At 65.6% G+C, this 23,771-nt stretch carries 1 protein-coding gene; it reads right to left on the reverse strand.

The window, feature by feature from the left end; genetic code table 11:
• Positions 1–18: 18 nt before the first annotated feature.
• Positions 19–23,742, reverse strand: coding sequence for a calcium-binding protein (locus LQG66_RS17680; RefSeq protein WP_231327461.1), 23,724 nt, complete (start codon positions 23,740–23,742; stop codon positions 19–21).
• Between the last annotated feature and the right edge of the window lie 29 nt (positions 23,743–23,771).

The raw sequence follows: 23,771 nt of genomic DNA on the forward strand, positions 1-23,771 counted from the left end.
ACGGGCTTCTCGTGACCATCACGCCACCAGCGACAGATGCGCGATGACGTTGGTATGCGCGGCATCGTCGTAGATCGTGTAGGTCGTCGTGTTGCCGGCGACCGAGGTCGTGTAGTGCGATGCCGGATCGGCGATGTTCACCGTGTCGCCGGCATTGACCATCATGGTCAGCGTATTGGCGGAACCGCCATCCATCTGGCTGATCTGACTGGCTGACAGACTGACCGAGGCGTTGACGTTGGTGGCGGTGAAATCGATGGTCTCGATGTTCGTCAATGCGGCGAGCAGCTCGGTGTCGCTGATCGTTCCCGAATTGGCGGAGATGTTGACCGTGTTGTTGCCGCTGCCACCATCGATGGTCGAGCCCGCCGCCAGCGACGTATGGTCGATGATGAAGATGTCGTCGCCGCCATTGCCGAACAGGTGGTCCGTGCCGCCGCCGCCCGAGATGGTGTCGTTGCCGGAACCGCCCGCCAGGGTATTGTTCCCCGAGGAGCCGGTGATGCTCAGCGCCGAGGACATCGCAACGCCGTCGACGTTCTGGAAGTTACTGACCACCGTCGAATCGCCGGCGGTCTGATCGGCATTGCCGAGATTGACCGTTGCCGCTGCGTCGAGCACCAGCGTGTTGGTGCCACTGCCGCCGTCGATTGAGGTCTCGGTGCCGTGATAGGTGACCGTGTCGTCCCCGGCGCCTGCGTTGATCGTATCAGTGCCACCGCCCCCATCGATCGTTTCGTTACCCGAGCCCGTGGTGATGATGTTGGCGGAGGACGATCCTGTGACGGTCAGGGCCGAGCTGACCGATGACGCATCGAGATGCTCGAAATTGGTAACACTGACTGTGTCGCCGGTTGTCTGGTCCGAACCGGCCGCAACCGACAAATTCACCGCTGTGATGCCGCCGGACGCCGCCAGCACCAGAGTGTCATTTCCAGCGCCGCCGTCGATCGTCGTCTCGGTGCCGTGATAGGTCACGCCGTCATCGCCGCCGCCGGCCCGAATGACATCGGCCCCGCCCGCGCCGTCGATCGTGTCGTTCCCCGAGCCGCCGGTGATGGCGTTGACGCCGGAGGATCCTGTGATCGACAATGCCGCCGACAGCGCAGAGGCGTCGACATTCTCGAAGTTGCTGACCGCGACACCATCGCTGGCGGTTTGGTCGGCATTGCCGAGATTGACCGTGGCAGCGACACTCATCAGCAGCGTATCGGTACCGGTGCCACCATCGATCGAGCTTTCCGACCCGCGATAAGTGACAGTGTCATTGCCGCTACCGGCGTTGATGACGTCAGCGCCGCCACCACCGTCGATCGTATCGTTGCCGGAGCCGGTGATGATCGTGTTGACCGACGACGAGCCGGTGACTGTCGCGGCCGTGGACAGCACGCTGGCGTCGATGCTCTCGAAGTTGCTGACGCTGACGCTATCCCCCGTGGTCTGGTCGGATCCCCCCGTGACAGAGAAATTGATGGCCGTGATGGCGGCACCGACCGCCAGCACCAGCGTGTCGTTGCCGGACCCACCGTCGATGGAGGCTTCCGTGCCGTGGTCGGTGACGGTGTCGTTGCCGCCGCCGGCGTTGATCACGTCAGCGCCGCCGGCGCCATCGATCGTGTCCGCTCCCGAACCGCCGATGATGGAATTAACCGATGACGAGCCGCTCAGCGTGACCGCCGCTGACACCGCCGAGGCATCGACGTTCTGGAAGTTGGTGACGTTGACCGCGTCACCCGAGGTGACATCCGCATTGCCAAGGTTCACCGTCGCCGCCGCCTTCAGCAGCAACGTGTTGCTGCCGGTGCCGCCGTCGATCGATGTCTCCGTGCCATAGTAGGACACGGTATCGTTGCCGGCACCGGCCGCGATCACATCGGTCCCGCCGGCGCCGTCGATCATGTCGTCGCCTGAACCGCCCGTAATAGTGTTGGCGGCGGAGGAACCAGTGATCGACAGTGCCGCCGACAGGGACGAGGCGTCGACATTCTCGAAGTTGGTGACCGCAACACCATCGCCGGAGGTTTGGTCGCCATTGCCGAGATTGACGGTCGCTGCGGCACTCATCAGCAGCGTATCGGTACCGCTACCGCCATCGATCGCGCTTTCCGACCCGTGACAGGTGACGGTGTCATTGCCGCCACCGGCGTTGATGACGTCAGCGCCGCCACCGCCGTCGATCGTATCGTTGCCGGAGCCGGTGGTGATCGTGTTGACCGATGCCGAACCAGTGACTGTCGTGGCCGTGGACAGCACGCTGGCATCGACGCTCTCGAAATTGGTGACGCTGACGCTGTCCCCCGTGGTCTGGTCTGATCCGCCCGCGACCGAGAAATTGATCGCTGCGATGGCGACGCCGGCCGCCAGCACCAGCATATCGCTGCCGGATCCGCCGTCGATGGAGGCTTCCGCGCCGCGCTCGGTGACGGTGTCATTGCCGCCGCCGGCGTTGATGATGTCGGCACCGCCGCCGCCATCGATCGTGTCCGCTCCCAAACCGCCGATCATGGAATTCGCCGACGACGAGCCGGACAGCGTGACAACCGATGACACGGCCGAGGCATCGACGTTCTGAAAATTGAGGACGTTGATCCCGTCGCCCGAAGTGACATCGGTATTGGCGAGGTTCACCGTCGCCGCCGCCTTGAGCAGCAGGGTGTTGCTGCCGGAGCCGCCGTCGATCGACGTCTCCGAGCCATAGTAGGAGACGGTGTCGTCGCCGGCACCGGCCGCAATCACGTCGGCGCCGCCGCCGCCGTCGATCGTGTCGTTCCCAGAACCCGTCGTGATCGCGTTGGCGACCGACGAGCCGGTGACGCTGACCGCAGTCGACAGGATGTTGGCGTTGAGGTTCTCGAAATTGCTGATCGTGACACCATCGCCGGTGGTCTGGTCCGATCCCGCGCTCACGGCGAAATTGACGGCGGTAATGCCGCCGCCGGCAGCCAGCACCAGCGTGTCGCTGCCACTGCCGCCATCCATCGAGCTTTCCGAGCCGCGGTAGGCGACGACGTCGTTGCCGCCACCGGCGCTGATCACGTCGGCGCCGCCAGCACCATCGATGGTGTCGTCGCCGGAGCCGCCGATGATCGTGTTGATGGACGATGAGCCGGTCAGCGTCAGCGCGGAGGACAGCGCCGACGCATCCACGTTCTGGAAGTTGATCGCATTGATAGAATCGCCCGAGGTGACATCGGCATTGGCCAGATTCACGGTCACTGCCGTCTTCAGCAGCAACGTATTGGTGCCGGTGCCACCATCGATCGATGCCTCGGTGCCGTAATAGGCGACGCTGTCGTTGCCGGCGCCTGCCGCTATGACATCGGCGCCGCCACCGCCATCGATGGTGTCGTTCCCCCCGCCGCCGGTGATCGTATTGGCCGCCGACGAGCCAGTAATGGCAATTGCCGTCGACAACGCGGAGGCATCGACGTTCTGGAAGTTGCTGACGATAGTTGAATCGCCGGAGGTCTGATCACCGTTCGCGAGGTTGACCGAGGCTGCCGCGCTCATCACCAGCGTGTTGGTGCCGGAACCGCCGTCGATCGAGGCTTCCGAGCCGCGGTAGGTGACGGTGTCGTTGCCGCCCCCGGCGCTGATCACGTCGGCGCCGCCACCGCCGTCGATGATGTCGTTGCCCGCCCCGGTGGTGATCGTGTTCGCCAACGACGAACCTGTGACGGTCAGCGCAGAGCCGAGTGCCGAAGCATCGACGCTCTCGAAATTCGTCACGCCGACGCTGTCGCCGATCGTCTGGTCGGTACCGCCCGCTACCGAGAAATTGATGGCCGTGATGCCACCCGAGGTGGGCAGCACCAGCGTGTCGGTGCCGGATCCGCCGTCGATCGAAGCCTCGGAGCCGCGATAGGTAACGCTGTCGTTACCTGCTCCGGCGCTGATGATATCGGCACCGCCGGCACCGTCGATCACGTCGTTGCCCGCCCCGCCTGTGATCGTGTTCGTGCCCGACGAACCGGTCAGAGACGCGCCTGACGACAGTGCCGACGCGTCGATATTCTGGAAATTGATGACGTTGGCGGCATCGCCTGATGTCTGATCGGCATTGCCAAGATTGACGGTGTTGGCCCCACGCATCACCAGTGTGTTGGTGCCGGCGCCGCCGTCGATCGAGGTCTCATTGCCGTAGTAGAACACCAGGTCGTTGCCGGCACCCGCTGATACCACATCGGCGCCGCCGCCACCGTCGATGGCATCGTCGCCTGAACCGGTGATGATCATATTGGCCGAAGACGAGCCGGTGACAATGACTGAGGTGGAGAGCACGCTGGCGTCGATGCTCTCGAAGTTCATGATCGTGGTCGAATCGCCGGTGGTCTGATCGGCACCGGACGATACGGCGAAATTGACAGAGCTGACGCTGGTGCCGGCGGCCAGCACGAGCCTGTCGGATCCGGCGCCGCCATCGATCGAGGTCTCGTTGCCGCGATCGGTGACCGTATCGTTGCCGCCTCCGGCATTGATGACATCAGTGCCACCGGCGCCGTCGATCGTATCGTCGCCGGAGCCGCCGATGATGGTGTTGGCGGACGATGAGCCGGTCATCGACATCGCCGTCGACACCGCTGAGCCGTCGACATTCTGGAAATTTTTGACGCTGACGGAGTCGCCAGCGGTCTGGTCGCCGGCGCCGATGTTGACGGTCGCGGCCGCCTTCATGATCAGCGTATTGGTGCCGGTGCCGCCGTCGACCGACACTTCCGTTCCGTAGTAGGACATTGTGTCGTTGCCGGCACCACCCGCAAGGGTATCGCCGCCGCCGCCGCCGTCGATCGTGTCGTTGCCGCCGCCGCCGGTAATGACATTGACGCCTGACGAGCCCGTGATCGACACCGCTGACGACACGGCGGATGCATCGACATTCTGGAAGTTGCTGATCGTACCGGCGCCGAACGACAGCTGGTTCGCATTGGCGAGGTTCAGCACTGCGGAGGTGTTCAGGATCAGCGTGTTGGTGCCGGTACCGCCGTCGACCGACGTTTCCGTGCCGTAGTAGGAGACGGTATCGTTGCCACCGCCGGCGTTGATCGCGTCCGCGCCGCCGGCGCCATCGATGATGTCATTGCCCGAACCGGTCGTGATCGTATTGGCAGACGACGAGCCGGTGACGGTCAATGCTGTCGTGAATATCGATGCATTGACGCTCTCGAAATTGGCGACAGTGACGCTGTCGCCCACGGTCTGGTCACCCGCCGCGAGGGTAACGGCAGTGATGCTGCCGGCCACGGCGAAGGTGAGCGTGTCGCTCCCGGCGCCGCCATCGATCGAGCTCTCGCCCCCCCGATAAGTGACGGTGTCGTCACCACCACCCGCGCTGATGATGTCGGCGCCGCCGCCGCCATCGATCGTGTCATTGCCCGCGCCACCCACGATCGTATTCGCGCCTGACGAGCCGGTGACGGTCACGCCGGTCCCGAGCATCGACGCATTGACGTTGGCGAAATTGGTGACCGAGATGCCGTCGCCGCTGGTAACGTCGGTATTGACCAGATTGACCGTCACTGCAGCGCGCAAATTCAGCGTGTTGTTGCCGGCCCCGCCGTCAATCGAGCTTTCCGCACCGTAGTAGTGGACGAGATCATCGCCGCCGCCCGCGGCGATGACGTCGGCGCCGCCGCCGCCGTCGATGACGTCGTTGCCCGAGCCGCCGGTGATCGTATTAACCGAGGACGTGCCAGTGATCGCGATACCGGTCGACAGCGCCGAAGCATCGACGTTCTGGAAATTCGTGACCGTCACGAGATCGCCGGTGGTCTGGTCCGCATTCGTCAAGTTCACCGTCGCGGCAGCCTGCAGCACCAGCGTGTTCACGCCAGTGCCGCCGTCGACCGTCGTTTCGGAGCCGTGATAGATCACCGTATCGTTGCCGCCACCGGCCGCGATAGTGTCGGCACCGCCTGCGCCATCGATCGTGTCGGCACCGGAGCCACCGGTGATGAAGTTGATGCCGGACGAGCCGGTGATGGCTATGCCGGCCGACGTTGCGCTGGCATCGACACGTTCGAAGTTGAGGACGGTGACGCTGTCGCTCGTGGTCTGGTCGGTCCCTGCGCTGGCGCCGAGATTGACCGCGGTGATGCCGCCGTTCGCCGCCAGCACCAGCGTGTCATTGCCGGCGCCGCCGTTGATGGATACTTCCGTGCCGTGATAGGTGACGACGTCGTCGCCCCCACCCGAGTTGATGGTATCAGCGCCGCCACCACCGTCGATGGTGTCAACGCCGCTGCCTGTTACGATGGAATTCGCCGCAGACGATCCCGTCACCGTCAGAACCGCGCTGACCGCGCTCGAATCCAGGTTCTGGAAATTCTTCACCGACACCGCGTCACCGGTCGTGATGTCGGAACCGGCCGCGGCCGACAGATCGACCACCGACAGGCCTGAGATCGCTTTGACGACCAGCGTGTTGTTGCCGGCGCCGCCGTCGATCGTGGTCTCCGAGCCCCAATAGTCAACGGTGTCGTTGCCCGCCCCCGCCAATATCACATCGGCGCCGGCGCCGCCGTGAATGATGTCATCGCCGGAGCCCGTGGTGATGGTGTTCGCCGAGGACGAGCCTGTCACCGTGACCGCCGTGGTCATGACGCCGGCGTCGACGCTCTCGAAATTTGACACCACGACGTTGTCACCGGTCGTCTGGTCGCCGGTGGTTGACAGGTCGATCGCCGTGATGCCGCCGGATGCGGCCAGCACGAGCTTGTCCAAGCCGCCATTGCCGTCGATGGAGACTTCCGTACCGCGATAGGTGACAGTGTCGTTGCCGGTGCCGGCATCGATCACATCGGCGCCGCCGCCGCCATCGATCGTATCATTGCCGACCGAGCCGGTGATGATGTTGGCGCCAGACGAGCCGGTGATGGACACCGGCCCGGAGACCTGGCCCGCATCGATGTTCTGGAAATTGGTGACAGTCGTCGTCGAGTCGCCGCTGGTCTGATCGGCGGCGTTGGCCAGATTGACGGTGACGGCGCTCCTCAGGACCAGTGTGTTGGTGCCGGTGCCGCCATCATACGATGTCGCGCCGGCGCGATAGAAGATGGTATCGTTTCCGGCGCCGCCGGCGATGATGTCGGCCCCGCCGACGCCATCGATGACGTCATCGCCGGAGCCGCCGGTGATGGTATTGGCGCCGGAAGAGCCGGAGATGCCCATCCCGTTCGACACCGCGCTGGCGTCGACGTTCTGGAAATTCGTGACGGTGGTGAGGTCGCCGGTGGTCTGGTCGGTATTGGCCAGGTTGATCGTAACCGCGGCGTGCATGATCAGCGTGTTGGTGCCGCTGCCGCCGTCAACCCCGCTTTCGGTGCCGTAATAGCTGACGGTATCGTTGCCGGCCTGGGCGGAGATGGAGTCAAGGCCGCCTTTGCCGTCGATCACGTCGTCGCCCGAACCCGTCAGGATCTGGTTGGAGCCGCCGGAGCCGGTCACGGTCAACGCCGTGGTGGCGACAAAGGCGTTGAGGTTCTCGAAATTGATGACCTTGACAGTATCGCCGATGGTCTGATCGGTTCCGGAAGCGACCGAGAAGTCGACCGCGGTGATGCCGCCGAGCACTGCAAGCGACAACGTATCGTTGTCTGAGCCGCCATCGATCGAGACTTCGGTCCCTTGATACACGACAGTGTCGGCGGCGCCGCCGGCGGCGATCACGTCGGCGCCACCAGCGCCATTGATGACATCGTTGCCACCGCCGCCGGTGATGATGTTGACGCCCGACGAACCGGTGATCGACGCACCGCCCGCCAGAGCGGATGCATCGACGTTCTGGAAGTTGGTGACGGTCGTGACGTCGCCCGAGGTCTGGTCCGCGGCGCCCAAGTTGACGGTGCCGGAGACCCTCATCTGCAGCGTGTTGGTACCGGAGCCACCGTCGAGCGATGTCTCCGAGCCCCAATAGGCAACGATGTCGTTGCCAGCGCCGGCGCTGATCGTATCCCCGCCGCCATTGCCGTTGATGATATCGTCGCCGGCCCCGGTCGTGATGACGTTCGCGGATGTCGAGCCAATGACGGAGATGGCTGTGGTCAGCGCGCTGGCGTCCAGGTTCTCGAAATTGGCCACGACTGTGCCGTCGCCGGTGGTCTGATCAGCGGCCGTCAAGTTCACGACGCTCGTGCCGCCGCTTGCCACCATGACGAGCGTGTCGACACCGCTGCCGGCATCGATCGACGCTTCGGTGCCGTGATAGGTCACCCTGTCGTCGCCGCCGCCGGCGGCAATCACGTCGGCGCCGCCGCCGCCGTCGATGGTATCGTTGCCAGCACCGCCGGTCAGGGTATTAGCAGCGGCCGAGCCGGTGAGCGAGACGCCGACCGCGAGCGAGGAGGCATCCACGTTCTGGAAGTTCGCGACCGCTGTCGTATCCCCCGACGTCTGATCGGTGTTGGCGAGGTTGACCGTGGTCGCCGCATGCAGAATCAGCGTGTTGGTGCCGTTGCCGCCGTCGATCGCGCTTTCCGTGCCGTAGTAGGTGACGGTGTCATTGCCATCGCCGGCGCTGATCACGTCGCCGCCGCCACCGCCATCGATCGTATCGTTGCCGGAGCCCGTCATGATCGTGTTCGCCGCCGCCGAGCCGGTCACAAGCAAGGCCGAGCTCAGCGCGCTGGCATCGAGGTTCTCGAAATTGAATACCTTGACGGTATCGCCGCTGGTCTGGTCCGTGCCGGCCGCGACCGCGAAATTGACCGAGGTGATTCCGGCTGCCGTCGACAGCACCAGCGTGTCGGAGCCACTGCCCCCATCGATGGTCGCCTCACTGCCGTGGAAGATGACGGTGTCGTTGCCGGCGCTCGCCAGGATCGTATCGGCGCCGCCGCCACCGTCGATCGTGTCGTCGCCGGAGGAGCCGGTGAGCTGGTTGATGCCGTTCGAACCGGTGATGCTGACGCCGGTGGACAACATCGAGGCGTCGACATTCTGGAAGTTCGCGACAGCGGTGCTGTCGCCGGTCGTCTGGTCGGCATTCGTGAGATTGACGCTGGCCGCGGCGCGAAGCAGCAGCGTGTTGGTGCCGGCCTGCCCGTCGATCGAGATCTCGGTGCCGCGGTAGGACACGGTATCGTCGCCCGCACCTGCCGAGATGATGTCCGCGCCGCCGCTGCCGTCGATCGTATCGGCACCCGAGCCGCCGATGATGGTGTTGGCGTTGGCATCGCCGGTGATCGATATCGCCGTGGACAGTGCCGAGGCATCCACGTTCTGGAAATTGGTGACGGCAGTGATGTCGCCAGTGGACTGATCGATGTTGCCGAGGTTGATCGTGGTCGCGGCGTTCATCACCAGCGTGTTGGTGCCGGTGCCGCCGTCAATCGACGCCTCGGTGCCGTGATAGACGACCGAATCGTCGCCGGCGCCGGCGGCGATGATGTCGGCGCCGCCCCCGCCGTCGATCGTGTCGTTGCCCGAGCCGGTCTTGATCGTATTGGCAGAGCTCGATCCCGTCACTGCGAGTGCGGTCGAAAGCGCGCTCGCATCGACGTTCTCGAAATTGCTCACGCCGACGACGTCGCCAGTCGTCTGGTCGGCCCCGGCGGCGACCGCGAGATTCACCGCGGTCGTGCCGCCCGACGCAGCCATGAGCAAGGTGTCGGAGCCACTGCCGCCGTCGATCGAGGCCTCGGTGCCGTGATAGATGACGGTATCGGCACCGGCGCCGGCTGCAATGACGTCAGCGCCGCCCGCGCCGTCGATCGTATCGTTGCCGACGCCACCGGTGAGCAAGTTGGCCGCGGCGCTTCCGGTGATCGAGACACCGGATACCAGCTGTGATGCGTCGACGTTCTGGAAATTGGAGATGGTGACCAGGTCACCCAGCGTCTGATCGGCGCTGCCGAGATCGACCGTCGTCGCCGCGCGCAGCAGCAGCGTGTTGCTGCCAGTGCCGCCGTCGATCGAGAACTCGGTGCCGCGGTAGGAGACGGTGTCGTCGCCGGCGCCGGCGCTGATGATGTCGGCGCCGCCGCCGCCATCGATAATATCGTTGCCGGAGCCGGTGGTGATGATGTTGATCGCTGACGACCCCTGCACCGACAAGGCTGTGGTCGCAACGGCAGCATCGAGGTTCTCGAAATTCGCGACCACGACGCTGTCGCCCGTAGTCTGATCCGCGCCCGCTGCGACGGCGAAGTTGACCGCCGTAATGCCGCCGGTCGCGGCCAGCACCAACGTGTCCGATCCGGTGCCGCCATCGATCGACGTCTCGGTGCCTTGATAGGTGACGGTGTCGTCACCGCCGCTGGCGTTGATGACGTCGGCGCCGCCGGCACCGTCGATGGTGTCATCGCCGAAGCTGCCGGTGATCGTATTGACGCCGGACGAGCCGGTGATCGAGACGCCGGAGGACAGCGCCGAGGCGTCAACGTTCTGGAAATTGGTGACGGCGGTCGCATCGCCGCTGGTCTGATCGGCAGCGCCGAGCACGACCGTGGTCGCAGCCTTGAGCAGCAGCGTGTTGTTGCCGGCGCCGCCGTCGATCGCGGTTTCGCTGCCACGATAGGCGACCGTGTCGTCACCGGCGCCCGCCGCGATCACATCGGTGCCGCCGCCGCCGTCGATCGTATCGTTGCCCGAGCCGGTCGTGATGGTGTTGCCGAATGCCGACCCGGTTACGATCAGCGCCGAATTGAGCGCGCTCGCATCGAGATTTTCGAAGTTGGTGACGCTGACGCTGTCGCCGGTGGTCTGGTCGGAGCCCGAGGCAACGGCGAAGTTGACGGCGGTCAGCGCCGAGCCGGCCGCCACGATCAGGGTGTCGGTGCCGGTATTGCCGTCGATCGACACCTCGCTGCCGCGATACAGCACAGTGTCGTCGCCGGCGCCGGTGTTGATGATATCGGCTCCGCCGCCGCCATCGATCGTATCGTTGCCCGAGCCGCCGGTGATGGTGTTGGCCACGCTCGATCCGGTAATCGAAACGCCGGACGACAGCGACGACGCATCGACGTTCTGGAAGTTGGCGACATTGGTCGCATCGGCCGTGGTCTGGTCGAGATTGGCGAGGTTGACGGTCGCAACCGCCTTCATCACGAGGGTGTTGTTGCCGCTGCCACCGTCGATGGAAAGCTCGGTACCATAATAGGCGACGGAATCATTGCCCGCGCCGGCTGCAATGGTATCGCCGCCGCCGCCGCCGTCGATGACATCGTTGCCGGCGCCGCCCGTGATGACGTTCGCGCTCGAGCTACCCTGGATCGAGACCGCCGCGTTCAGCGCGGAGGCGTCGACGTTCTGGAAGTTCGAGACCGTCGTCGTATCGCCGGTGGTCTGGTCGGAATTGTTGAGGTTGACGGTGACGGCCGCCCGCATGATCAGCGTATTGGTGCCGCTACCGCCGTCGATCGAAACCTCGGAATTGTAATAGGAGACGGTATCGTCTCCCGCCCCGGCGCTGATGACATCTGCGCCGCCGCCGCCGTCGATCGTATCACTACCGGCGCCCGTCGTGATCGCGTTCGCCGAGGAGGACCCCGTGACCGACAATGCCGTCGACATCACGGAAGCATCGAGGTTCTCGAAGTTGGTGACGGCCACGGCGTCGCCGGTGGTCTGGTCGTTGCCGGCGGCGACCGCGAAATTCACCGCCGTGATGCCGCCTGACGCGGCCAGGATCAGCGTGTCCGAGCCGGTGCCGCCGTCGATCGAGGTCTCCGTTCCGTGATATTGGACGGTGTCGTTGCCGCCACCGGCGCTGATGACGTCGGCGCCACCGGCCCCGTCGATCGCATCGGCCCCCGCACCGCCGATGATGGTGTTGGCATCCGTGGTGCCCGTGATCGAGATGCCGGTCGACAGCGACGACGCGTTGACGTTCTGGAAATTGGCCACCACCACGGCATCGCCGACAGTCTGGTCGGCGCTCGCCAGATCGACCGTCGCCGCCGCGCGAAGCAGCAGCGTGTTGGTGCCGGTGCCGCCGTCGATCGAGATTTCCGAATTATAGTAGGACACGGTGTCGTCGCCCGCGCCGGCGCGGATGACGTCGGCCCCGGCGCCACCATCGATCGTGTCGTTGCCCGATCCGGTCGTGATGACGTTCGCAGACGACGAGCCCGTGACCGTCAGGGCCGAAATCATCACCGACGCGTCGATGTTCTCAAAATTTGCGACAATGGCCGTGTCGCCGGCGGTCTGGTCGTTGCCGGCGGCGACTGTGAAATTCACGGCGGTGATGCCGCTGGATGCTGCCAGCACCAGCGTGTCCGAACCGCTGCCGCCATCGATCGAGGTCTCGGTGCCGTGATAGACGACGGTGTCGTCGCCGGCGCCGGCAAGGATCGAATCGGCTCCGCCTGCGCCGTCGATCGCGTCGGCTCCGGAGCCGCCGGTCAGCACGTTGGCGCCGGTCGAACCGGTGATCGATACGCCGGCGGTCAGTGCGGACGCGTCGACGTTCTGGAAATTGCCGACAGCGCTCGAATCGCCCGTGGTCTGGTCGACGTTGCCGAGATTGACCGTAGCCACGCCGCGCATGACCAGCGTGTTGGTGCCGGCGCCGCCATCGATCGCGATCTCGGTCCCGTAGTATGACACGGTGTCGTTGCCCGCGCCGGCGCTGATGACGTCACCGCCTCCGCCGCCGTCGATGATGTCATTGCCGCCGCCGGTGGTCAGCACATTCGCCGCGCTCGCGCCGGTCACTGTCAGCGCGGAGTTGAGCGCGCTGGCATCGAGATTTTCGAAGTTGGTGACGAGCACCGCGTCGCCGATGGTCTGGTCGACGCCTGAAGCAACCGAGAAATTGACCGCGGAGACGGAAGAACCTGTGCTGACCACCAAGGTGTCGTTGCCGGCGCCGGCGTCGATCGACGCCTCGGTGCCGTGATAGGTGACCGTGTCGTCGCCGAGGCCCGCCGAAATGACGTCGGCACCGCCGCCGCCATCGATCGTATCATTGCCGGAGCCACCCGTGATGACGTTCGCCGTCGCCGAGCCGGTCAGCGTGACGCCGGTCGACAGCGCCGAGGCATCGATGCTCTGGAAATTGCTGACAACAGTGGAATCGCCCGATGTCTGGTCGACGGCGGCCAGATTGACGGTCGCCGCGGTCTTCAGAGCCAGCGTGTTGGTGCCGGTGCCGCCGTCGATCGAGATCTCGGTGCCGTAGTACGAGACCGTATCGTTGCCTGCGCCCGCGCTGATGACGTCGGCGCCGCTGGCGCCATCGATGGTGTCGTTGCCCGCGCCGGTGGTGATGGTATTGGCAAACACCGAGCCCGTGACCGAGAGTGCCGAGCCGACCGCGGACGCGTCCAGGTTCTCGAAATTGGTGACGTTGACGTTATCGCCCGCCGTCTGGTCGACATTGGTCGCAACGGCGAAATTGACCGCAGTGGTGCCTCCCGACGCCGCAAGGATCAGCGTGTCGGTTCCGGTGCCGCCGTCGATGGCGGTTTCGCCGCCGTGATAGGTGACGGAGTCGTCGCCGGCGCCGGCCTTGATGATATCCGCGCCGCCGCCGCCGTCGATCGTGTCATTCCCGGAGCCGCCGGTCAGGACGTTGACGCCGGACGAGCCCGTGATCGAGAGCGACGAGGACAGCGCGGACGCGTCGACATTCTGGAAATTGGCGACACCTGCGCTATCGCCGACGGTCTGGTCCGCATTGGCTAGGTTGACGGTCGCGGCGGCCCGCATCACCAGCGTGTTGGTGCCGGCGCCGCCGTCGATCGAGGCTTCTCCACCGTAGTAGGACACGGTGTCGTCGCCCGCGCCGGCGATGATCACGTCGGCACCGCCGGCACCGTCAATGGTGTCGTTGCCCGAACCAGCCGTAATGATGTTGGCGGCGGTCGAGCCGGTGATCGACACCGATGACGACAGTGCCGCTGCATCAACATTCTGGAAATTCGCGACACTGGTGGCGTCGCCGGTGGTCTGGTCGACATTGCCCAGGTTGACGGTGGTCACCGCCTTGAGCACAAGCGTGTTGCTGCCGGTGCCGCCATCGATCACGCCCTCCGAGCCGTAGTAGGACACGGTGTCGTTGCCGGTGCCGGCGTTGATGACGTCGGCCCCGCCGCCACCGTCGATCGTATCATTGCCACTGCCCGTGGTGATGATATTTGCCGCCGACGATCCGGTGATCGTCAGGCCCGCTGTGACGGCCGAAGCGTCGAGGTTCTCGAAATTCCTGATGAGCGACGAGTCGCCGGTGGTCTGGTCGGCGCCGGCCGCGACCGAGAAGTCGATCGCGCTCACGGTGGCGCCGCTGGTGATCACCAGCGTGTCCGCGCCCGCGCCGCCGTCGATGGCGGTCTCCGTGCCGTGGAAGGTGACGGTGTCGTTGCCGGCACCTGCGTTGATCGTGTCCGCGCCCCCGGCGCCGTCGATGGTGTCGTTGCCGCTGCCGCCGGTGATGATGTTGGTTCCGGCCGAGCCTGCTATCGATATGCCGGATGAGAGCGCCGAGGCGTCGACGTTCTGGAAATTGCTGACCGTGACGGCGTCGCCCGAGGTCTGGTCGAGATTGCCCAGATTGACGGTCGTCACCGCACGCAGCAGCAGCGTGTTGTTGCCGACACCGCCATCGATCGACACTTCGGAGTTGTAGTAGGACACCGTGTCGTTGCCGGCACCGGCGTTGATCACGTCGGCACCGCCGCCCCCGTCGATGAGGTCGTTGCCGGAGCCGGTCGTGATCACGTTGGCGCCGCCCGAACCGGTCACGGTCAGCGCGGTCGCCACCACCGAGGCGTCGAGATTCTCGAAATTCGTGACGTTGACCGCGTCGCCCGCGGTCTGATCCACGCCGCCGGACACGGAGAAATCAACCGCAGTCATGCCTCCGGACGCAGCGAGGACCAGCGTGTCCGTTCCAGAACCGCCGTCAATCAACGTTTCCGTGCCATAGAACCTGATCGAATCGTTGCCGCCACCGCCGCTGACGACGTCAGCGCCGCCGTTGCCATCGATGACGTCTGCGCCTGCACCGCCGGTGATGATGTTCGCGCCGGTGGATCCGATGATGGTGATGCCCTGCGCCGAGAGCAGCACGGAAGCATCGACGTTCTCGAAATTCGAGACAGCGACGTTGTCGCCATAGGTCTGGTCGGCGCCGGGCGCGCCGCTCAGATCAATGGTGGAGATGCCGCCCGATGATTTCAGCACCAGCGTGTCGGTGCCGCTACCGCCATCGATGGACACTTCGGTGCCGCGGTACGAAACCGTGTCGTTGCCGGCACCGGTGTCGATGATGTCGGCGCCACCGCTCGAATCGATGGTGTCGTTGCCCGAGCCCGTGGTGATGACGTTTGCAGCCGCCGACCCCGTCACCGACAGCGCCGTTGTCACCGCGCCGGCGAGCAGATTCTCGAAGTTCGTGACCGAGACCGAATCGCCGCTGGTCTGGTCGTTGCCGGCTACCACGCCGAAATCGACCGCCGTGACGCTGGTGCCTGCGGTCAGGACGAGCGTGTCGGAGCCCGCTCCGCCGTCCACCGAGGCTTCGGTGCCGTGCATGGTGACGGTATCATTGCCGCCGCCGGCGTGGATCACATCGGCACCGCCACCGCCGTCGATGACGTCGACGCCCGCGCCGCCCGTGATCGTGTTGACTCCCGACGTACCGAGCACCGAGACCGACTGCGTGGCGTTGAGCGCGGACGCATCGATGTCCTGGAAATTGCTGACAGTGGTCAGATCGCCCGATGTCTGGTCGGCCGCAGTCAGATCGATGATCGCAGAGGTGTGCACCACCAGCGTATTGTGGCCGCTGCCGCCATCGATCGAGATCTCGCTGCCCCAGAAGTCGACGGTGTCGGCGCCAGCGCCGGCGGTGATGACGTCGGCGCCGCCGCCGCCCTGGATCACGTCGTCGCCGGAGCCGGTGGCGATGACGTTGGCTGATGCAGAGCCGGTGACGCTCAGCGCCGTGGTCGTCGCACTCGCGTTGAGGTTCTCGAAGTTCTTCACCAGGACGGAGTCGCCCGTCGTCTGGTCGACGCCGGCGGCAACGGCGAAATTGACCGACGTGACGGACGCGCCGGCACCGATCACCAGCGTGTCCGAGCCCGCACCGCCGTCGATCGCAGATTCCGAACCGCGATAGACGACGGTGTCGTCGCCGGCAGCCGCATTGATCACGTCGGCACCACCGCCGCCGTCGATGGTGTCCGATCCTCCGCCGCCAGTGATGACGTTCGCGCCGGCCGAGCCGGTAATCGTCGCGCCCGCCGTCAACGCCGAGGCATCGACATTCTGGAAGTTCGTGACGACGGTCGCATCGCCCGAGGTCTGGTCGGCATTGCCGAGATTGATGCTGCCAACGGCCGCCTTGAGCACCAGCGTGTTGATGCCGCTGCCGCCCTCGATCGAGACCTCGCTGCCATAGTAGCTCACGGCATCGTCGCCGGCGCCGGCCGAGACGACATCCGCGCCGCCACCGCCGTCGATCGTATCGCTTCCGCCGCCCGTCGTGATCACATTGGCCGAGGCCGAACCGGTGACCGCGATCGCGGTCGAAAGCGCCGAGGCATCGACGTTCTCGAAGTTGAAGACGTCGACGCCGTCGCCGGAGGTCTGGTCGACATTCGCCGGCACACCGAGATTGACCAGGCTGGTGCCGCCGGATGCGGTCATCACGAGCGTGTCGTTGCCGCTACCGGCGTCGATCGCGATCTCGGATCCATAATACCTGACGACATCGTTGCCGCCGGCGGCCAGGATCAGGTCGGTGCCGCCGCCGCCGTCGATCGTATCAGCCCCCGCACCGCCGGTGATGCTGTTGGCCGCGTTGGTTCCCGTGATCGATATGCCTTGCGCCGCGTTCAGGGCGCTGGCATCGACATTCTGAAAGTTCGCGACGTTGACGGCGTCGCCCGATGTCTGGTCGGCGTTGAGGAGATTCACGGTCACCGCCGTCTTGAGCTGCAGCGTGTTGCTGCCGCTACCGCCGTCGAGCGAGACCTCCGAGCCACGATAGGTGATGATGTCGTCACCACCGCCGCCGCTGATCGCATCGGCGCCGCCGGCGCCGTCGATTACGTCGCTGCCGAGGCCGCCTGTGATGCCGTTAGCGGCCGAGCTTCCCATCAAGTTGACGCCCTCGGTCGCGCTGAGGGCGCTGGCGTCGACGTTCTGGAAGTTCATGACCGTGACGGCATCGCCGACGGTCTGGTCGACGCGAGCCAGATTGACGTCCGTGGCCGCGTGCAGGATCAGCGTGTTGCTGCCGGTGCCGCCGTCGATCGACAACTCGGTGCCGCGATAGGAGACGGTATCGTTGCCTGCGCCGGTGCTGATGACATCGAGACCGCCGCCACCGTCGACGACGTCGTTGCCCGCGCCGGTCAGGATCGTGTTGACGCCGGACGAGCCTGTCACGATCAGCGCTGTGCCCAGCGCGCTGCCGTCCAGGTTCTCGAAATTGGTGACGCTGGTGGTGTCGCCGCTGGTCTGGTCGCCGCCCGCCGCCACGGAAAAATCCACCGCCGTGATGGTGGATCCTGCGATCAGGACCAGCGCGTCCGAACCCGCGCCGCCGTCCACCGAAGCTTCAGTGCCATGGAAGGTGACAATGTCGTTGCCGGCGCCCGCGCTGATGACATCAGCGCCGCCATTGCCGTCGATGATGTCGGCGCCTGCGCCGCCGGTGATGATGTTGGTCCCCGACGAGCCCTTGACGGAAACCACCTGGGTCGCCGTCAACCCTGACGCATCGACGTTCTGGAAATTCGTGACGGTGGCGAGATCGCCGGCGGACTGGTCGGCCGCCGAGAGGTCGAGCGTTGCGGAGGCGCGCACCACCAGCGTATTGGTCCCGGTACCGCCGTCGATCGAGACCTCGGTGCCCCAGTAGTCGACGGCGTCGTTACCGCCGCCCGCGCTGACGATGTCGGCGCCGCCGCCGCCGTGAATCGTGTCATTGGCGGAGCCCGTCGTGATCACGTTGGCGCCCGAGGAGCCCGTGACGTTCAGCGCAGTAGTCATCGCGCCGGCGTTCAGGTTCTCGAAATTGACGATGTTGACGGCATCGCCGGTGGTCTGGTCGGTCCCCGGCGCCACCGAGAAGTTGACGCTCGTGACCGTGCTCGAGGCCCCGAGCACCAGCGTGTCGGAGCCCGTCCCGCCGTCGATCGACGCCTCGGTGCCGCGGACCACGACGGTGTCGTCGCCGCCGGCAGCGTTGATGATGTCAGCGCCGCCGCCGCCATCAATCGTATCGTTGCCGGCCCCGCCGGTGATGGTGTTGGCGGCCGCCGAGCCGGTGATTGTCGCGCCGACAGCGAGCGCAGACGCATCGACACTGTTGAAATCGGCGACAAGGACGGAGTCGCCCGTGGTCTGGTCCGCAGCGCCGAGATCGACGGTAGCCGCCGCGCGCAGCACCAGCGTGTTGCTCCCGGTGCCGCCGTCGATCGAGACTTCCGTGCCGTAATAGGTGACCGTGTCGTTGCCGGCGCCGGACTTGATGGCGTCGGCGCCGCCGCCGCCGTCGATCGCGTCATTGCCCGAGCCGGTCGTGATCGCGTTGGCGGAGGACGATCCCGTGACGACGAGGCCCGTCGTCAGGATCGACGCATCGATATTCTGGAAGTCGGCCACGTCGACGGCATCGCCGGTGGTCTGGTCGGAGCCTGGCGCAACGCTGAGATCGACATGGGTAATGCCGCCGGGATCATCGATGACCAGCGTATTCGAGCCGAAGCCGCCGTCGATCAGAACCTCGGTGCCGTGATAATGCACGGTATCGTTGCCGCTGCCGGCATCGATGACGTCAGCGCCGCCACGGCCGTCGATCACGTCGTTGCCCGCACCGCCGGTGATGATGTTGGCTCGCGCATCGCCGCGGATGGAGACACCCTGCGCCACGCCCAGTGCACTGGCATCGACATTCTCGAATGCCGTGACATTGACGGCGTCACCGCTGGTCTGATCGGCGTTTGCCAGATCGACCGTCGTCGCCACCTTGAGCTGCAGCGTGTTGTTGCCGGCACCGCCGGCAATCGCGTTTTCGGTGCCGCGATAGGCCACGATGTCGTCGCCCGCACCGGCGTCGATGATGTCGGCGCCGCCGCCGCCATCGATCGTATCGTTGCCCGCGCCGCCGGTAATGATACTCGCAACGGCGCTGCCGATGATGTTGATGCCCTGCGCGGAGCCGAGCGCGCCGGCATCGACGTTTTGGAAGTTCGAGACCGTGGCGGCGTCGCCAACGGTCTGATCGACGTGACCTAGGTTGATGTCGGTCGCCGTCTTCATCACGAGCGTATTCAGGCCCGTGCCGGCGTCGATCGACGCTTCGGTGCCGTAATAGGTGACCGTGTCGTCACCCGCGCCGGTGGAGATGACGTCGGCGCCGCCGCGGCCGTCGACGATGTCGTTTCCGGCCCCCGTGATGATGCTGTTAGCGGCGCCCGAACCGGTGACGGTCAGCGCCGTGGTCAGGGCGCCTGCATCGAGATTTTCGAAATTGGCAACCAGAACCGTGTCGCCGGAGGTCTGGTCCGCGCCGACGGCGACCGAAAAGTCGACCGCGGAGATGGCCGAGCCCGCGCCGACCACCAGCGTGTCCGAGCCCGCGCCACCATCGACCGCGACCTCGGTGCCGTGGATCGTGACAATGTCGTTGCCGGCGCCCGCATTGATGGTGTCGGCACCGCCGCCGCCGTCGAGCGTATCCGCGCCGCTGCCACCGGTGATGATGTTGGCGGCAGCCGAACCCATGACCGACACGCCGGTCGAGACTGCGCTCGCATTGACGTTGACGAAGTTCGAGACCACGGTCGAATCGTTGGTGGTCTGGTCCGAGACAGACAGATCGACGTCCGCGGAGGCGCGCATGACCAGCGTGTTGCTGCCGGTCCCGCCATCGATCGAGATCTCGGTGCCGGTGTAGTCCACCGCATCGTTGCCGGCGCCGGCATCGATCACGTCGCCGCCCCCGCCGCCATGGATGATGTCGTTGCCCGAGCCTATCCGGATCGTGTTGGCGAGGAGCGATCCCGTGACCGTCAGCGCCGTCGTCATCGCGGTGGCGTCGACGTTCTCGAAATTCGTCACCACCGCGGTATCGCCAGCGGTCTGATCGAGACCGGCGGCGACGGCGAAATTGACCGATGTGACCGTGCTCGCGGCCGGCAGCACCAGCGTGTCGTTGCCGTCGCCGCCGTCGATCGAGACCTCGTTGCCGTGAACGTAAACGATATCGTTGCCGGCGCCGGCATTGATGGTATCGGCGCCGCCGCCACCATCGATCGTATCGTTCCCGGCGCCGCCGATGATCGTGTTCGCGCCCGTCGATCCGGTGATCGTCGCGCCCGACGTCAGTGCCGAGGCATCGACGTTCTGGAAGTTGGAAACGCTGGTGGCGTCACCGCTGGTCTGGTCGGCATTGGCAAGATTGACGGCCGCGGCCGCGCGCAACACCAGTGTGTTGGTGCCGCTGCCGCCATCGAGCGAGATTTCCGTCCCCCAATAGGAGACGGAGTCGTTGCCAGCGCCCGCATTGATGATGTCGGCGCCACCGGCGCCATTGATCACGTCGGCCCCGGCGCCGCCGGCGATGACGTTGGCGGCGGACGATCCGACGATCGAGACGCCCTGCCCGCTCCCGAGCGCGCTCGCGTCCACATTCTGGAAATTCGAGACCAGCACGGAATCGCCGATCGACTGATCGGAATGCCCGAGATTGATGTCGGTCGCGTCCAACAGGCGGATCGTATTGGTGCCGGTGCCACCATCGATGCTGGCTTCGCTGCCGTGATAGGCGACCGTATCGTCGCCCGCACCGCTCTGGATCACGTCCACGCCGCCGCCGCCGTCGATGACGTCGTTGCCGCCGCCGGTGATGATCGCGTTGGCCGCCGCCGATCCGGTTACGATGAGATCGGAGGCGAGCGCGCTGGCGTCGAGATTCTCGAAGCGCACCACGTTCACGGTGTCGCCGACGGTCTGATCGGCGCCGGCCGCGGCGGCGAAATTCACCTGGGTGATGCCGCCGGAGGCCGCCAGCACCAGCGTATCGGTGCCCGCGCCGCCGTCGATGGACGTTTCGGAGCCGTGATAGATCACGGTGTCGTTGCCTGCGCCGGCGCTGATCGTGTCGGCACCGCCGTCGCCGTCGATGACGTCATCACCCGATCCGCCCTTGATGATGTTGGCGCCGGTCGAACCGGTGATGCTGACGCTCGTGCTCAGCTGCGAGGCGTCGACATTGACGAAGTTGGCGACGTTGGCGCTATCGCCGGCGGTCTGATCGGCGTTGTGGAGCTCGACGATCGCCGCGGCCAGCATCAAGAGCGTGTTGTTGCCGCTGCCGCCGTCGATCGTATTCTCGGTGCCGTGATAGGCGATCGTATCGTCGCCCGCGCCACCCCGGATGGTATCGCTGCCGCCGTCGCCGTCGATGGTGTCGTTGCCGGCACCGCCGATCAGCACGTTGCCGACGGCCGATCCGGTGATCGAGACGGCTTGCGAAGATATGAGCGCCGAGGCATCGACGTTCTGGAAATTGGTGACCGTCGTGGTATCGCCGCTGGTCTGGTCGCTGACGGTGAGATTGACCGTGGCCTGCGCCAGCATCACCAGCGTGTTGTTGTCCGCGCCGCCATCGGCCACGGCCTCCGTGCCGTGGTAGATCACGGTATCGTCGCCGGCGCCGGCGTGGATGACATCAGCTCCACCAGCGCCGTCGATGGCATCAGCGCCGGAGCCGCCGGTGAGGACGTTCACCCCGGCCGACCCGATGATCGAGACGCCCGTGCTCAGCACGGAGGCGTCGACATTCTGGAAGTTGCTGACGTTGACGCTGTCGCCGGTGGTCTGGTCGGCATTGGCGAGCTTGACGGCCACGGCCGCGGCGAGAGCGAGCGTATTCGTCCCCGTGCCGCCGTCAATCGAGATTTCGGACCCATGATAGGTCATCGTGTCGGCGCCGCCACCGCCGATCAGCGTGTCAGAACCGCCGGCACCGTCGATGACATCGTTGCCGGCACCGCCCGTGATGACGTTCGCCCCGCTGTTTCCGATCAGCGTGTTGTTGCCGGTCGCCGAGCCGATCAGGTTGCTGATCCCGATCAGCGCGTCGTGATCCGCAAGTCCGCCGGAGCCAGCGCCGGTCGTCAGATTGACCGAGACGCCGGTCTTGGACGCGCTGTAGTCGACGGTGTCGTTGCCACCGTTGCCGATGATGATGTCGCCGCCGCCACTGCCATAGAAGATGTTGTCACCGGCGGTGCCCGTCAGCTTGTCCGCGAACGCCGAGCCCTCGATGTTGGTGAAGTTCTTGACGACGTCGCCTTCAGCATAACCTCCATGCGTCGCACCGGTGGACAGATCCACCGTGACGCCTTCGTTGGAATACTTGTAGGACAACGTGTTGGTGCCGGTGCCACCATCCAGATTGTCATGGCCCGGGCCGGCATAGACCCAATCGTCACCGGCGCCGGCAGCGATGTTTGCACCTGGCGGCGTGGCGTTCAGCCCGAAGATCGTCGACTGGCCGTCCGCCGAAACGATCTCGACGTCACCGGCGCTGGTGATGTCGCGGATGACGAAGGCCTGGCTGCCGGAATACAGCCGGGTCGCCCCGTTGGCATCGACGGTGCCGAACAGGATGTTGAGGTTGAAGCTGCCCAGAAAGCCGTTGGCATCGGCATGCGTCGCCGATGTCGGCAGGACATAGCGAAGCTCGAGCTGCAGATGCGTGGGGTCGAGCGGATCGAGCTGGACGGTCCAGTTCGAGCCGTTCTGGACGCCGTTGAGGATCGCATAGCCGGCAGGCAGGTTGGTGATCGTGGCGGTCTTCGCCGTGACGCCGGCATCGGGAAAGGTGACGTGCACGTCGATCAGGCGTTCGGTCGTTCCCGACGGCATGCGGTTGGGATCCGCCGCATAGATGATGTCGTTCTGCGCCGTTCCCGTCAGCGTTCGCATCTGCTGCTGAACGGAGAAAGTCGGATCGGTGGTCGCCGGGATCTCGGAGGCAGCGCCGAGAATCTGCGCTCCGCCCGACGCCAGCGGCATGACCTTGTCGCCGGAGGCACCCAACAACGTGATGGAGAGATGGGCGGCGCTGACATTGCCATCGCCATTGCCCGTGTCCGTGCTGGTGTTCGGATTGGCCACCGCATCGGCCGTATGACGCGAGGACGGCGGCGCTCCCGACGAGGCGGCGATCGCATCATCCGACGGCGGCCGCTTGAACGACCGATCGGCGGGCGGCTCCGGCGGCTTGTCGAAATCCGCAACGCCCGTGAGCTTCGCCGGTGGCGTTGCCGGCTGCGGTGGCGGCGCGGGCGGCGCCTCCTCTGCGGCCTGCTTGGCGTCTTTCTGATCCTGGTTCTGGTCCTGGTTCTGCCGATCAAGCTTCGTGCCCGAGCCGAGCAGCGCCGCGCTCTCGTCGTTCAGCAGATGCAGATCGTCAACCGCAGCAAGCAGCTGCTGGGGGGAGAAGACCTTGTCGGAAAAGTTGGCGTCCGCGCTGTCAGGCGCGACCAGGCTGAAGGCGTAGCCCGGCAGGATGACCTTGGCGCCGTCGGGAAACAGCAGCACCAGGTCGACATCGAGCACCGCAACTTTGACTTCGGTCGAGGCGAAGTCGAGCTTGAGATGCGCGCCTGGAGGCACTTCGACGACGCTGATCGAGCCCGGCGCCGGCCGGTGAATCGAGGTGACGATGACCTCGCCGGCCTGCGCAGGCGCCAACGCGGCGGCCTTCTCGTCATGCGAGGGCTGCGAAGAAGCGGCGGGCTTGGCGCCGTTCGATGTCACTTCAGCAACGTCCATGGGAGCAGCACCGGAACTAATTGGCGACA

It is taken from the genome of Bradyrhizobium ontarionense (genome assembly GCF_021088345.1).
GTDB classification, from domain to species: Bacteria; Pseudomonadota; Alphaproteobacteria; order Rhizobiales; family Xanthobacteraceae; genus Bradyrhizobium; species Bradyrhizobium ontarionense.

Coding starts and splice junctions, on each gene's coding strand:
- LQG66_RS17680 (WP_231327461.1), bottom strand. CDS start 23,742: ATGGACGTTGCTGAAGTGACATCGAACGGCGCCAAGCCCGCCGCTTCT.